This is a genomic window from Pedococcus sp. P2_E5 (assembly GCF_056403895.1).
Window position 1 is genome coordinate 167333 of the sequence record NZ_JBFUEP010000001.1, and the last position, 14900, is coordinate 182232.

Here is a 14900-nt window from a genome sequence, read left to right on the forward strand (position 1 = left end):
GCCCGAGGTGCCGGGTCGGCTGACCCTGCTGGTCGGCAGCCCGCGGATCGCAGCCGGCCTCTTCACCCGAGCCGCGTGGCGGGCCCTGGACGCCGCCGACCAGATCCTCGCGCGCGACGACACCGAGCCGCTGGCGGACGCCGTGTCCGAGGCCGGTATGCCGGTGCGTCACCTCGGTGACGTCGCCCCGCCGGAGCTGGCGCGCACCCTCATGGACCAGGCAGCGGAGGTCGACGTGGTCTGGGTGTCCTCGGCGGACGGCGACCCTGGGCTCACCGACGCGATCGCCTCGGAGGTCTCCCGGCTGGGGTCACCGCCCGAGGTGGAGGTGCTCGTGGCGTCCTGGGACGTGCCGGGCTCGCGGCTGCTCGACCTCGTGGCCGTCATGGACCGGCTCCGGTCGCCCGGGGGCTGCCCCTGGGATGCCGAGCAGACCCACGAGTCGCTGGTGAAGTACCTCATCGAGGAGAGCCACGAAGCAGCCGAGGCGATCGAGTCCGGCGACCGTGACCACATCCGCGAGGAGCTCGGGGACGTGTTGCTCCAGGTGGTCTTCCAGGCTCGTGTGGGGCAGGAGCACGACACCCAGCCCTTCGACGTCGACGACGTGGCAGGCGCGATCATCGAGAAGCTGGTCCGCCGGCATCCCCACGTCTTCGCCGGCGGCTCCGCCTCGACCCCCGCGGAGGTGGAGCAGGCCTGGGAGCAGATCAAGGCCGCCGAGCGCGCCGAGAAGGCGCCGCACGGTGGCGGTGAGGACGGGCACCAGGGGCTGCTCCACGGCATACCCAGGTCGTTGCCCAGCCTGCTCGCCGCCGACAAGGTGCTGGCGCGCTGGGAGCGGACCGGTGGCGACCTCACTGCCGTGGGCGACGCGCAGGGCGACCTCGCGGCGCGGCTGCTCGCCCTCGTCGCCGAGGCGCGCTCAGAGGGTGTCTCGGCCGAGGAGGTCCTGCGGCAGGCGCTGCGCGACCTCGATCAGGACGCGCAGACAGGACGGTACGGGCGGCCCGGCAGGTAGGTGCGCCACTCCTGATGGGTCAGGTCGCGACCGGCCAGCCGACAGGCCGCCGCGACCCACGACCGGTGGTCGAGCTGCCAGGTCAGGACGGAGCCGGTGATGCCTGCGAAGACGAGCTGCCTGTCGTCCTTGGAGAAGGCGGGGAACCCGTCGTAGTCGACCGTCATGGTGCCGAGGTAGGTGCCGGTGCGGCCGTCCCAGTGGCTCAGCCGGTCCTCGTTCACGCTGGCGAAGAGTGACCCGTCGTCGCTGAACTGCGCAAACCACCCCACCAGGCCGACCTCGGCGGCGCTGGGCCGCGAGATCCAGTGCATCGTGGCCGTGTCGAGGAGCCCGACTCCGGTGGCGCCCGTGTCGACGACCAGCCGTCTCCCGTCGGGAGACGCGAACACGGCGTTCACCTCGACGCCGAGGTCAGGCATGGGTCGGACCGTCCCGGAGACGTAGTCGACGATGCGGTCAGGCAGGTAGGCCGTGTGGCGGTCCCCACTGGGTGAGAACACGCCGACCTCTCCCGCCTTGTCCTCGTACACCTGGATCGGGTCCCGCGCCGGGACCAGAGTTCGGGCGTCGAGGACGTGCAGCCGGCCTTTCGTGGTGCCGACGAGGAGGTACTTGCCGTCGAGGCTGAAGAAGGCGATCGCGGCGCCCTCGGTGGAGGGCGCGGGCGCCAGCCGTCGCTCGGCGATGAGCTGGCCGGTGGCGCCGTTCCACGTCCGGACGAGCGGGTCGCCGGAGGTGATGTTGAGGGTGCTGCTGTCCGGGTGCCAGGCGATGTCGAGGTAGCGCCCCTGTGCCATGCCCCCCGGCACCACGGGACCGAGCTTGCCGGTGGCCACGTCGCGAACGCGGAACTCGGGTTTGAGGGCTACGTAGCCGATCTTGCTGCCATCAGGCGAGATCCTGGCCGCTGGTTCGCTCCAGCCGAGGGGATCGCCGGGTCGGGCCGCGAGGAACCGTCGGTCACCGGCGAGGTCCCACTCCTGGACCAGACCGGCGTAGGTCCTCGTGTAGAGCGTCTTCCCATCCCGGCTGAAGGCGGGGTGGTCCATCTGGCCCTCCTGGACGAGGAGCCGCACGGGGTCCTTGGCGCTGAGGTCCCAGACCGTCAGGTGGTCCCCACTTGCAGCCAGCCGGGTGCCGTCGGGGGAGAAGGCCAGACCGGTCGTCGCACCCTGCCCGGACAGATAGGCCTTCGGCTTCAACGTCGCGGTGTCCAGCAGCACCGCTTCGACTCCGGCTCCGATCGCCATCGTCCGGGCATCCCGGCTCTGCGCCAGGATGTCGTCGAGGTGTCGTACGCCGAGGTCCTTGGCCGCGAGGGTCCGGCGCGTCCTGCCACTGGGCAGGTCGGTCACGAGCAGGCGCCGTTCACCAGTGCTCACGGAGTAGAGCGTGCGGCCGTCGGGGCTCACGGTCGGCGCCCGCACCTCGCCCAGCTGCACCGTCGCCACGGGTCGACGGGGCGACCTCAGGTCCCAGACGACGGTGGTGTCGGGCTTGCGACCGTCGAGGTCTCGCATGGCCACCGCGAGCCAGCGGCTGTTGGCGCTGAACTCCAGGTTGTCACGGCTGATCGGGCCGAAGCCCTGGTTGTCGAAGACGAAGTACCGGGGCGGGAAGCCGCCCAGCTGCACCGGCGACCTGGCTCCGTCGGCGTCCAGCAGGAGGACGGGTGGCTCGGCTTGCTCCTCGACCAGCTCGTTGCGGACGGTCATGGCGTACCTCCGCCCGTCCGGGCTGGCGAAGACGGAGGCGCCCAGCAGCTTCTCCGGGAGCGACACCGATCGCAGGGTTCGGCCGTCCCGCAGCTCGAGACCGGTGTCCCCGAGCGCGATGGTTGCCACGTGACCTGTGGCCGTGTTGACCCCCAGGCTCACGATCTGCGCTGCGCTGCGGGCGCTGGCGACCAGCGATGGCGCCCTGCCAAGGGTGGCGAGCAGGGAGTTGCGGGTGTCCACCGAGTCGTCCAGCGAGACGCCGGCGGCGGCGAGCAACAGGGACCGGTCGAGGGCTTCGGACCGCAGCGCCTCGGCTCCGAGGCGGCGGGCGTCTGCTGCGCGAGCCTGTTCTGCTGCCACGGCCGCCGCCTGGTCGGCGCGGTCGGCTGCGGTGAAGGCGAGCGCCCCGGCGACGATCGAGACAGCCAGGAGAGCGGCGACACCGGCCAGTCCCAGGCGCAGGCGTTGGTTGAGCCGGTGCTCCCGTCGCACCTGGGCCTGCGTGGCCTGCTGTTCCTTCTCGGCCAGCGCGGCGGAGTCGTGGAGGAAGTCGCGCTCGGTGTCCGTGAGTGTGGCGTCGGCGCGTTCGTGCCACTCCGCCGCACGCGCCTGCCGCACGCCGCGGTACAGCTCGCTGTCGGGGCGGCCGAGGTCGTCCCAGCTGGTCGCCGCGACGGAGAGGTGGCGCATGATCCGGAGCCCGTCGACGTCGTCGTCCAGCCACGACCGCAGCCGCGGCCAGGCCACCGCCAACGCCTCGTGGGCGATCTCCACGGTGTCCCCGTCGGTGCTGAGCAGGCGGGCACCGACCAGTCGCTCGATCAGCAGGGTGTGGTCCTCGTCGGTCGCGACCGAACGGCGGGGGACCCGCTGTCGGACGGGCTCGCCGAGGTCGTCGGGTGCGACGAGCCGCACCATGAGGTCACGCAGGACACCCTGCTGGCGAGACGTGAGATCTCGGAAGAGGCCTTCGGCGGACTGCGAGATCGCCTCGCGGATCCCGCCGGTGGCGCTGTAGCCGGCGACGGTGAGGGTGTTGCCCTCGCGCAGCTTCCACGTCTGGCGCAGGACGTGCGACAGCAGGGGCAGGGCCGCCGGCTCTCCCTGGACCTCGCGGACGAGCAGGTCGACGAGGCCGGGCTCGAGCCGCAACCCTGCCTGGGCGGCAGGTCCCTCGATGGCCAGCCGCAGGTCGGGCTCGGTCATGGCGCCGAGCAGGTAGAGCCCGGGCTGGATGAGTCGGGCGAACTCCGGGTGGGCGGACAGCTCGCCGAGCCGATCCGCGCGGATCGAGAGGACGAGCGCGCCACCCTCCCGTGGGGCCGGGCCGGTGACTGCCCCGCGCTGGAAGGCGGCGAGCCGGTCGAAGAACTCGACACGCTCGGGTGAGCCAGGGTCGAGGGCGAGGGCCTCCTCGCACTGGTCGACCACGATGACGTCAGTGGGGCGGTAGCTGGTGGCGGACAGGGCGTCGGTGGGGTGGGTGCCGGGGGCGAACACGGTGACTCGGCGACCGTCCCGCTCGAGTGCGGCTGCGACGCCGGCCCGGGTGAGCGACGACTTGCCGCAGCCCGAGGGGCCCAGCACCGCCAGCACGCTCGTCTCGTCCAGGCGCTGCAGACACGCGGTGATGTCGGCCTCGCGACCGAAGAAGGCCGGGGCGTCGGCCACGTCGTAGGCGACCAGGCCGAGATACGGGCAGGCGGTCGTGGCTGGCGGCAGCACGGCCTGGGCGGCCAGTGAGGGGTCCTGCCGCAGGATGGCCTGCTCCAGCCGGGCGAGCTCTGGCCCGGGGTCGAGCCCCAGCTCGTGGATGAGCGTGGCCTTGGCTCGGTGCAGTGTCTGGAGGGCATCGCCCTGTCGGCCCGCTTGGTACTGCGCGAGCGCCAGCAGGCCCCAGCGTCGCTCGCGGGTCGGCTGCTCGGCCACCATGCGCAGCACGTCGCCCAGGGCTTCCTGGTAGCGCCCGGACCTCAGTGCCGCTTCGGCGTGGAGGTCCTCGGCGTCGCGCCACAGCTCCACGAGGCGCTCGGCCTCGACGCGCCCGGGGCCCCAGTCCGCGAGCTCGACGAGCGGCTCCCCACGCCACAGCTCGCGTGCCTGCCCGGTCACGTAGAGGGCCCGTTCGGCTTCGCCGTTGGCCAGCAGCTCACGTGCTCGCGTCAGAAGGTGTTCGAAGTGGAGGTGGTCCACCTCGTCCTGGTGCATGACGAGGCGGTAGCCGTTGGGCGAGGTCTGGATGGCCTCGGGTCCCAGGGCCTTGCGAAGCCGGACGATGCAGCCCTGGACGACCTTCGGCCAGGTCTCGGGCAGGTCCTCTCCCCAGAGGGTGTCCGCGAGTGCCTCGGTGCTGAGCTCCGATCCCGGCCGGGACGCGAGTGCCTGGAGGACGACGCGGTCGCGCGGGCCGAGGGTCGTCCGTCCGTCGTTGACCTGCAGTGATCCGAGCAGCGCGATGCGCATGCTTCGACAGTGACCCTCGCCGGGGGAGGCGTCAACACCCCTGACACCCAGTTGACACCGGCGTCGCGCACGGATGAAACCGATTGCCCGACAAGACTTTTCGGCGATGTGGTGCGTAGCGGGCAAAGGGGAGGAACTGGTGACGGGCCTTCAGGGGTCGAGGGTGGGCGGTGATCAGGAACCGCACACCGGCTCACGTGGGCGGCCCGGGAGGTAGTTGCGCCACTCGGCGGCACTGACATCCCGCCCGGCGGCCTGGCAGGCGGCGCCCACCCAGGTGGCCGGGTCGAGGTCCCACGTGTGCACGCCTCCTCCCGCATCGGCCACCAGCAGCCGCTGACCGTCGTCGCTGAAGGCGACGGACAGCGCGTCAGGGACGTCGGCCGACCCCTGGAACGTGCCTTCGTCCCACCAGCCGACCCTGCCTTCGTTGGCTGCGGCCACGCGCTTGCCGTCGGGGGACCAGCCGACGGCGTATCCAGGGAACGGCGGGATCGCGGCAGGCGGCGACATCCACTGCTGCGTCCGGTCGTCGCGCAGCCCCACATCACCGTCGGTGGTCTCGACGAGCACGGCGTCGCCGTGGGGCGCATACCAGACGAATGGCCCAGCGCCGCCGTAGTCGAGTGGTGCCTTGACGACGCCGTCGACGTAGTCCACGACCCGCGTCCGGTCTGCGTAGGTGACGACGGTTCGCCGGTCGTGCCTGGGCTCGAGCCCGCCGACGGCCTGTGCCTTGCCTCCCTGGGGTGTGGTCACCTGAACCGGGGCCCCCTTGGGCTGGAGCGTGTGGCCGTCGAGGACGTGAAGACGACCCGTCGTGGTGCCGACCAGGAGGTACCTGCCGTCGAGGGACCAGAACGCGATGCTCGCCCCCTCGGCCGGTTCCCCGGACGGCCCGGTCGCGGTTGTGCCGGCCGGCTGGGCGAGCGTGTGCGACGCCAGTTTCCGGCCGGTGGCGGCATCCCAGATGCCGACCTCGCTGTCCCCGGTCGTGACGTTGAGCCTCGTGCCGTCGGGACTCCACGCCAGGTCGATCCAGTTCCGCTGGGGGAGACCGATCTCGACCAGCGGCTGCAGTTTCCCCGTGGCGACGTCGCGCACCTGCACGACCGACGGGTAGCCCCAGACGTACGCGATCTTGCGGCGGTCAGGCGAGAACCGGATGACCGCGGCACCGTCCTCTCGCGTCAGGTCGCCGCCCGGATCCTTCGGCAGGAAGCCGTGGTCCCCGCCGAGGTCCCACGCGAGCAGGAGCCCGCGCTGCTCTGCGGTGTAGAGGGTGCGCGCGTCGGGGCTGAACGCGAGCCAGTTGCCTGCTGGACCCTCGTGTCGCAGGAGCTCGACCGGGTCGTCGCCCGTGAGGTCCCACGTCACGAGGTTGTCGCCGAGGGCGGCAAGGCGATGGCCGTCGCGGGAGAAGGCCACGGTGTTGGTTCCCCCGTGCGCGCTCAGGACTGCACGGGTGGACAGCTTCGTGGTCTCGACGAGCGCGACCTCGCTGCCTGCGGTCACGGCCAGGGTGCGCCCGTCCGCACTCAACGCGAGGGAGTCATTGATCTCCCGGACGTCCAGGTCCTTGCCGCTGAGCAGGCGCCGCTGGGTGCCGCCAGGGAGGTCGGTGACGAGCAGGTGGTCGTCCCCGGTGCTGTAGAGGGTTCGCCCGTCGTTCGACACCACAGGGGCATGCACCGAGTAGCCGAGCGGCAGCAGGGCTACGGGACGCTCCGGTGCCTGCAGGTCCCAGACCCCCACGACCGGCGGCTCGGCGTCCTCGGCGTGCGGCATCTTGAGCACGAGCCACCGCCCGTTGGGGCTGAAGGACATGTCCTGCTGCACATAGTGCTTGGGCGGTATGCCGCCCAGCTGCCGGGACGCGAGCGCGCCGGTCCGGTCGAGCAGCTGGACAGCAGGCGGGTCCGATGGACCGCCGGTCAGCTCGGACGCGAGCGACGCGGCGTAGGTCTGGCCGTCGCTGCTCGCCACGATGCTGGGTCCGCGGATCGTGGGCTCGCGGCGAACCTCTGCGAGGGTGTCGCCGTCGAAGAGGGTCACCCCGTGGAACGGCATGGCGACCGCGACCTGACCCGTGGCGTTGTTCACGGTGAGCGCGACCACGAGCTCCGTGCGGTGGGTGCGGACCAGATGACGTGTCCGGTCCAGCGTCGCGAGGAGGTTCGTGCGGGTGTCGACGGAGTCGTGGAGACGGACGCCGGCAGCGGCGAGGAGCAGCGAGCGGTCGAGGTCGTCGGCCCGCAGCGCCTCCGCGCCGAGGCGTCGGGCGTCGGCCACGAGGGCCTGCTGGTCGGCCCGGTCGGCGGCCGTCTTGGCGAGGGCCCCTGCGACGATCGCCACCGCGAGGAGGACGGCAACGGCGGCGAGCCCGGCGCGGAGGCGCTGGTTGGAGCGGTGTTCCCGGCGGGCCTGCTCCTCGGTGGCCCGTTCTTCGGTCTCCGCCAGGGCAGTCGCCGCGCCCAGGAAGTCCTGCTCCGCGGGGGTGAGGGACGGGGTGGCACGGTGGCGCCACTCGACTGCCCGCGCCAGCCTCACACCCCGGTACAGCTCGCTGTCGGGGCGGCCGAGGTCGTCCCAGCTGGTCGCCGCGACCGAGAGGTGGCGCATGATGCGCAGCCCGTCGACGTCGTCGTCCAACCATGACCGCAGCCGAGGCCACGCCCTGGCCAGGGCTTCGTGGGCGATCTCGATGGTGTTGCCATCGGTGCTGAGCAGGCGGGCGCCGACGAGGCGTTCGATCAGCAGCGTGTGGTCCTCGTCGGTGGCCATTGAACGGCGGGGGACCCGCTGTCGGACCGGCTCCCCGAGGTCATCGGGTGCGACGAGCCGCACCATGAGATCGCGGAGCACCCCCTGCTGGCCGGGCGTGAGGTCTCGGAAGAGGCCCTCGGCGGACTGGGAGATCGCCTCGCGGATCCCGCCCGTGGCGCTGTAGCCGGCGACGGTGAGGGTGTTGCCCTCGCGTCGTCTCCACGTCTGGCGCAGGACGTGGGACAGCAGGGGGAGGGCTGCGGGCTCTCCCTGGACCTCGCGGACGAGCAGGTCGACCAGGCCCGGCTCCAGCCGCAACCCTGCCTGGGCGGCAGGTCCCTCGATGGCCAGCCGCAGGTCGGGCGCGGTCATGGCGCCGAGCAGGTACAGCCCGCGCTCGACGAGTCGGGCGAACTCCGGGTGGGTAGAGAGCTCGCCGAGCCGGTCGGCCCGCAGCGAGATGACGAGGACCCCGCGCCCGCGGGTGGCGAACGCGACGAGCTGGTCGAAGAACTCCGTGCGCTCGGTCGAGTCGGGGTCCAGGGCGAGGGCCTCCTCGCACTGGTCGACGACCAGGACGTCGGTCGCGCGCGGGTTCGTGGCGGAGAGTGAGTCGGTCGGGTGGGCGCCCGGCGCGAAGACCCGGACCCGACGGCCGTCGCGCTCCAAGGCGGCGGCCACGCCGGCCCTGGCCAGTGATGACTTGCCGCATCCAGAAGGCCCGACCACGGCGAGCACCTGGCCTTCGTCCAGACGCCGGAGGCAGGCGGCGATGTCGGCTTCCCGGCCGAAGAACGCCGGGGCGTCGGCGATGTCGTAGGCAACCAGCCCGAGGTAGGGGCATTCGGCATTCGTTGGCGGCAGGACGGCCTGGGCGGCCAGCGAGGGGTCCTGGCGCAGGATCGCCTGCTCCAGCTGGGCCAGCTCGGGGCCGGGGTCGAGGCCCAGCTCGTTGACGAGGGTCAGCTTGGCGCGGTGGAGGGTCTGGAGGGCGTCCCCCTGCCGTCCGGCCTGGTACTGCGCGAGAGCCAGGAGACCCCAGCGTCGCTCCCGAGTCGGCTGCTCAGCCACCATGCGCAGGGCGTCGCCGAGGACGTCCTGGTAGCGGCCGGACCTCAGACCCGCTTCGGCGTGGAGGTCCTCGGCGTCGCGCCACAGCTCCACGAGGCGCTCCGACTCCACCCGACCCGGTGGCCAGTCCGCAAGGTCGACGAGCGGTTCCCCCCGCCACAGCTCGCGGGCCTGCCCGGTCACGTAGAGGGCCCGCTCGGGCTCCCCGTTCGCCAGCAGCTCGCGAGCCCGGGTCAGGAGGTGCTCGAAGTGGAGGTGGTCCACCTCGTCCTGGTGCAGGTCGAGGCGGTAGCCGTGGGGTGAGGTCTGGATCGCCTCGGCGCCGAGGGCCTTGCGGAGCCGCACGATGCAGCCCTGGACGACCTTCTGCCAGGTCTCGGGCAGGTCCTCACCCCAGAGCGTCTCCGCAAGAGCCTCCGCACTGAGCTCGGTGCCGGGTCGGGTGGCCAGGGCCTGCAGGATGACGCGGTCGCGCGGACCCAGAGTCGTCCGACCGTCGTTGACCTGCAGCGTGCCCAGCAGCGCGATGCGCATGTGCTGACAGTGATCCTCCCCGCAGGTGGCGTCAACAGGCCTGACACCGGGCTGACACCGGCGCCGCACGACGGTGACACCGAGCGGTTGTCAGGGGAGGGTGGCGAGGGGCCAGCGCTGCCCTGTGCCGCTGTCGATGAGGGCGGCACCCACTGCCAAGCCCTCGAGGGGCAGGACGTCGAAGGCTCGGATCGCCGCCGTCGGCATCAGCTCCTGGCCGGTACCGGTGGTGAGGCTGCAGTGCGGGATCCACCGCCCCGGCCAGTAGTGCCAGTGCAGGTCTGCACCGGTGCCGGTGACCGCCTCGACCACCGCGAGCTGGCGGGCGAGCAGCGCCTGGGTGGCTGGCATCAACAGGGCGCCCCGCCCGCGGGTGAACAGCCCAACGGCGTCGAACCGCACGTCCAGCGCCGGGCCTCCCGCCAGACCTCCGACGACCGTGGCCACTGATTCGACGTCAAACGTGCGGAGCACGGCATACGAAAGATGTGGCACGTGGCGCCGGTGGGTGTGGCTCAGCAGGGTGCCGATCCCGGCGTCCTCCAGCGCCGCCCACAACCGGCGGATCGCCCGGTCGGTGTCCGGGTCGAACAGGAGGCACACGGCGAGCGCCACACTGGCATTCTGCTTGGTCAGGAGGCGCAGACGGGCACGAACGGGCGGTCCGGCAGGTAGGTGTGCCACTCCTCCGCTGTCATGTCGCGTCCCACGACCTGACAGGCCGCCTCGATGGCGGCTTCCGGGCTGGGATCCCAGTGCGACACGCTTGCCTGGGTCGAGGCGAGAACGAGTGTGCGGCCCCCTGGGTCGAACCCTCCCGCCATGCGGTCCCCGACACGCAAGGACCGCAGGAGGGCGCCGGTCTCGGCGTCCCACAGCGCCACCCGGTCTCCAAAGGTCGTGAGCAGCTGTGTGCCGCCGGAGTCGAGCAGGAGTCGGCCGCCCCCGGCCGTCGTCCGTCCTGTCGCGCCGCCTGTCCGTGTCAGGGTCGCCGCGTCGAAGACACCCACGACGCCGGCGCCCCCGCGGCGGAAGTCCTGCCCTGTCACGGCGACCGCACTCCCCTCGGGGATCCACACCGCCGCGTTCAGGGTGTACCCGAGCGCAGCGCGACGGGTGACCGTGCCCGCGACCAGGTCGAGGATCTCGACCGTGTCACCAGCTGTGGCCACAGCACGGTCTCCGCGCCCGTCCAGGGACACTGCGGTCACCGGCACCGAAGAGCTGACCCGCACAGGTGGACCGGTGCGGCGTCCCGCGCCATCGACTGACCTCACCCAGCCGCTCCTCGTCCCGATGGCGAGGCGCGAGCCGTCCCGGCTGAACGCCGCGGCCGTGATGTGTTCCCCAGGCACTCGGCGCTCCTCGACGAGCTTGCCCGTGAGCCGGTCCCAGACGCGGAGCCGCTCGGTGCCCAACATGGCGGCGACCTTCGTGCTGTCCGGGCTCCACGCCACGTCGATCCAGTAGTCGAGGGTCTCGTCTGTGCGAAGTGCCGGACCCAGCGTGTGGGTGCGCACGTCCAGGAGCTGGAGGAACACCGAACCGTTGTCGGTGGAGGTGACCAGGTAGGCGACGGTCAGGCCGTCGGGCGACACGCGCGACGACGAGTAGCCAGCTGCCAGCGTGCCCGTCAGCGGTGCCGTGAACGGAAGGAAACCTTGGCTGCCGGTGAGGTCCCAGGCCAACAGCAGCCCGTCGTCTCGTGCGGCGAACAGGGTTGTGCCGTCCCGGCCGAACGCCAGTCCCCACGGCTCTGAGGTATCCGCGGAGGGGTACCGGACGCCTTGGCTGTCCGCCTCGGTCAGGGACCGGACCACCGCCGTCCCGTCAACGATGTAGGCCAGGTGCCGGCCGTCGGGAGCGACGGCGATGGGCAGGCCGATCGCGCCCTCCTCCGTGAGGGATGCCGTGGTGGTCAGCCGCTCGGCATCGAGCAGTCGAACCTGCTTGCCGTCGCGCACCACCACTCCCGAGCCGTCGGGGGTCGCCACCACGGCGACCGGCCCGAAGAGGTTGCTGGAGGCCTTGACCGTGTGGATCGCCCGCAGCTCGTGCCGCGCCAGCGGGTCGAGCAGGTGCAGGTCGCCGGTGAGCGACATGGCATGGATCCGTCGTGAGCCGGAGGAGACCTGGATGGACGCGATGATGTAGGGAACCGTGAAGGACGTCTTCGGGCGCGCGAGCGCGGTGGTGTCCCAGACCTGGACCACGGAGTCGGCCGGGAAGCCGAGCGGGGAGACGAAGCCTGCAGCCAGCCACCGTCCGTCGGGGCTGAAAGCGAAGGACTGGTGCACCACGCGACCCGGTGGCGTGCCCCCGGGCTGCTGCGGCAGCAGTCGCCCGGTCTGGGCGTCCAGGAGCCGCAGCGGCACCGGGTCCACGCGGCCCAGGCTGAACGGTGTCCACGGGTTGACGGCGACCGCCAGGGTCGATCCCGCCGGGTTGTACCGCACCCCGGCCACGGGGATGTCGTCGTTCCGCGCCTTCTCCTTGAGCGTCTTCGCGTCGAGGATGCTCACCCCACGGATCGCTCCACCGGTCGCCACACTGGTTCCATCGGGGCTCACGGACACAGACACCAGCGGGGTCCCGCTGCGCACGGTGCCGGCCAGCTGCGGCACCCGGTCGAGTACTCCGGTCAGGTTGTTCACGGTGTCGCTTGACGGGTCCAGCTGGGCGCCGGCGGCGGCCAGGAGCAGGGCTCGGTCGATCTCGTCGGAGCGGAGCGCTTCGGCGCCGAGTCTTCGTGCGTCGGCCGACAGGGCCTGGTGTTCTGCTCGGTCTGCAGCGGTCTTGGCGAGCGCGCCTGCGACGATCGACACGGCGAGGAGGACGGCGACCGCGGCCAGCCCGGCACGGAGCCGCTGGTTGGAGCGGCGTTCCCGCCGCACCTGGGCCTCGGTGGCCCGTTGCTCCTTCGCGGCCAGTGCCGCCGACTCGTGCAGGAAGTCGCGTTCGGTCTCCGTCAGGGTGGCACTGGTCCGCTGGTGCCATTCGGCCGCACGAGCCTGACGGACGCCGCGGTACAGCTCGCTGTCGGGGCGGCCGAGCTCGTCCCAGCTCTCGGCCGCGACGGTGAGGTGTCGCAGCGTGCGCAACCCGTCGACGTCCTCGTCCAGCCACGACCGCAGGCGCGGCCACGCCACGGCGAGCGACTCGTGCGCGATCTCGACGGTGTCACCGTCACTGGCCAGCAGCCGAGCCCCCACCAGCTGCTCGACCAGCTTCAGGTGTTGTTCGTCCCCCGTGACCGACCGACGAGGAACCCGGGTGCGCACCGGGTCGCCACCCTCGTCCGGCGTGACCAGCCTCAGCATCAGCTCGCGGAGCATCGCCTGGCGCTCGGGGTCCAGGGCGCGGAACACCCCCTCGGCGGACTGGGCCACCGCCTCACGAACGCCACCTGTCGCGGCATACCCCTCGACCGTGAGGGTGCTCCCCTCGCGGTGGCGCCACGTCTGGCGCAGCACGTGGGACAGGAGGGGGAGGGCGGAGGGTTCTCCGACCACCTCGCGGACGAGGAGGTCGACCAGCCCTGGTTCGAGCCGCAGGCCCGCCTGGGCGGCGGGGCCCTCGATGGCACGTCGCAGGTCGGGCTCGGTCATCGGGCCCAGGAGGTAGAGGCCACCCTCGACGAGCCGTGCGAAGTCGGGGTGCGGAGCCAGCTCGCCGAGCCGGTCCGCGCGCAGCGTGACCACCAGCGGGTGGCGATGGGCGAACTCGACCAACGCCGCGAAGAACTCCGCTCGTTCCGGCGAGGCCTCGTCGACGGCGAGCGCCTCCTCGCACTGGTCCACGAGGAGCACCGTGCCCGGACGGGTGGGAACGCCGCTGAGGGCCCGCATCGGGCGGCTGCCCGGCGTGAGCACGTGGACGACCCGACCGTCGCGCTCCAGGGCGGCTGCCACGCCCGCACGAGCGAGGGACGACTTGCCGGATCCCGACGGCCCCACCACCGCGAGCACGTCGGCTTGGTCGAGGCGGCGCAGACACGCTGCGGTCACCTCTTCCCGGCCGAAGAAGGCCGAGGCGTCCTCGACGTCGTAGGCCACCAGCCCGAGGTAGGGACACTCCGACGTGGGACCGGGGATGGCGGCCTCGACCGCGAGGGAGGGGTCCTGGTTGAGGATGGCCCGCTCCAGCGCGACGAGGTCGTCGCCGGGGTCGAGGCCGAGCTCGTCGACCAGCACGCGGCGGGCCTGCTGCAGGGTCTGCAGGGCGTCGCCCTGGCGGCCGCCCTGGTACTGCGCCAGGGCCAGCAGGCCCCACCGGCGTTCGCGCATCGGCTCCTCGTGGACGAGGCGCAGCGCGGGCGCGATGGCCTCGCGGTGGTGGCCGGCCAGCAGCTGCGCCTCGATGAGCAGGTCCTCGGCGTCGTGCCGCAGCTCGACCAGCCGCTCGGTCTCCTCCCGCCCCGGAGCCCACTCGGCCAGCTCGGCGAACGGCTCGCCTCGCCAGAGCTCGAGGGCCTCACGCAGCAGGTATGCCGCGCGGTCCGGTTCGCCGCCGGCCGTCAGCTGCCGTGCCCGCTCCAGGAGGTGTTCGAAACGCAGGTGGTCGAGATGGTCACGGTGGACCTGGAGCCGATAGCCCTGGGTCGAGGTCTCGATGGTGTCGGCGCCCAGCGCCTTGCGCAGCCGGACGACACATCCCTGGACGACCTTGACCCATGAGTTCGGAGGGTCGTCGGCCCACAAGGCCTCGGCGAGGGTGTCTGCGCTGACCGGGCGGCCGTGCCGCACGGCCAGGGCCTGCAGCACGACCCGGTCCCGCAGGCCAAGAGCGGACTCGGCTCCGTCGAGCTCCAGTGGGCCCAGGACCGCGATGCCCATGCTCAGCAGACCTTCACGCGTTCGCGGTCGGGCAGGTAGGTGCGCCATTCCACTGGGGTCATGTCCCGCCCCACGATTCCGCAGGCGGCCTTGACCGCGGTCCCTGGCCGTGGGTCCCAGAGGGAGACCTTCCCGTCCTCAGAGGCGATGATCACCTCTGAGGTGCCGTGGGCAAACCCTGCGTAGCTGTTGCCGTCGACACCGACCGAGCCCAACAGGCTCGCCGTCGCCACGTCCCAGAGGCCGGCGCGGTCCGGCCCCGAGGTCATGAACCGATCTCCCTCTGGTGAGAACTGGATCCCGCCCCAGAGCAGGTTCGGCCCGGACTTCTTGACCCTGATGGACAGGTCGCTCGGGCCCAGGAGCGCGACCGCACCGCCGCCGATGGACTGGATGCTGCCGACGACGACGATGTCCGTCTGATCGGGCGTCCACGCCCAGAACTCGGGGAAGAAGCCGAGCTCCGCAGTCTTGGTCACCCGCCCCTGC

At 72.0% G+C, this 14900-nt stretch carries 6 protein-coding genes; 1 reads left to right on the forward strand and 5 read right to left on the reverse strand.

All coding sequences use genetic code 11. From position 1 onward, the window contains the following. Positions 1–7 precede the first annotated feature (7 nt). Entirely contained in the window at positions 8–1021 is a 1014-nt protein-coding gene (locus tag AC1DVZ_RS00750) for a MazG family protein (RefSeq protein ID WP_477616269.1), read from the forward strand. On the opposite strand, the gene AC1DVZ_RS00755 is transcribed toward AC1DVZ_RS00750, so the two are convergent. The 5 genes from AC1DVZ_RS00755 to AC1DVZ_RS00775 all read right to left on the reverse strand — a co-directional run. After that, positions 979–5205, reverse strand: coding sequence for an nSTAND1 domain-containing NTPase (locus AC1DVZ_RS00755; RefSeq protein WP_477616270.1), 4227 nt, complete (start codon positions 5203–5205; stop codon positions 979–981). The two genes, AC1DVZ_RS00750 and AC1DVZ_RS00755, sit on opposite strands and share 43 nt — an antisense overlap. Positions 5206–5379: 174 nt before the next feature. Continuing rightward, a complete protein-coding gene (locus AC1DVZ_RS00760) occupies positions 5380–9576 on the reverse strand; it encodes an nSTAND1 domain-containing NTPase (RefSeq protein ID WP_477616271.1) in 4197 nt (1398 codons plus the stop codon). 90 nt (positions 9577–9666) lie between these two features. Next, a complete protein-coding gene (locus AC1DVZ_RS00765) occupies positions 9667–10191 on the reverse strand; it encodes a 2'-5' RNA ligase family protein (protein ID WP_477616272.1) in 525 nt (174 codons plus the stop codon). 17 nt (positions 10192–10208) lie between these two features. Continuing rightward, the gene (locus AC1DVZ_RS00770; RefSeq protein ID WP_477616273.1) at positions 10209–14411 is read right to left on the reverse strand and encodes an nSTAND1 domain-containing NTPase; all 4203 of its coding nucleotides are present in this window, start codon (positions 14409–14411) and stop codon (positions 10209–10211) included. 2 nt (positions 14412–14413) lie between these two features. Further along, positions 14414–14900, reverse strand: a 487-nt coding sequence (locus AC1DVZ_RS00775; protein WP_477616274.1) for a hypothetical protein, incomplete at its 5' end; no start/stop codon positions are given.

Excerpts from the sequence above, each read along its gene's own strand:
- AC1DVZ_RS00760 (WP_477616271.1), bottom strand. The coding sequence starts at position 9,576 with ATGCGCATCGCGCTGCTGGGCACGCTGCAGGTCAACGACGGTCGGACG.
- AC1DVZ_RS00755 (WP_477616270.1), bottom strand. The coding sequence starts at position 5,205 with ATGCGCATCGCGCTGCTCGGATCACTGCAGGTCAACGACGGACGGACG.
- AC1DVZ_RS00770 (WP_477616273.1), bottom strand. The coding sequence starts at position 14,411 with ATGGGCATCGCGGTCCTGGGCCCACTGGAGCTCGACGGAGCCGAGTCC.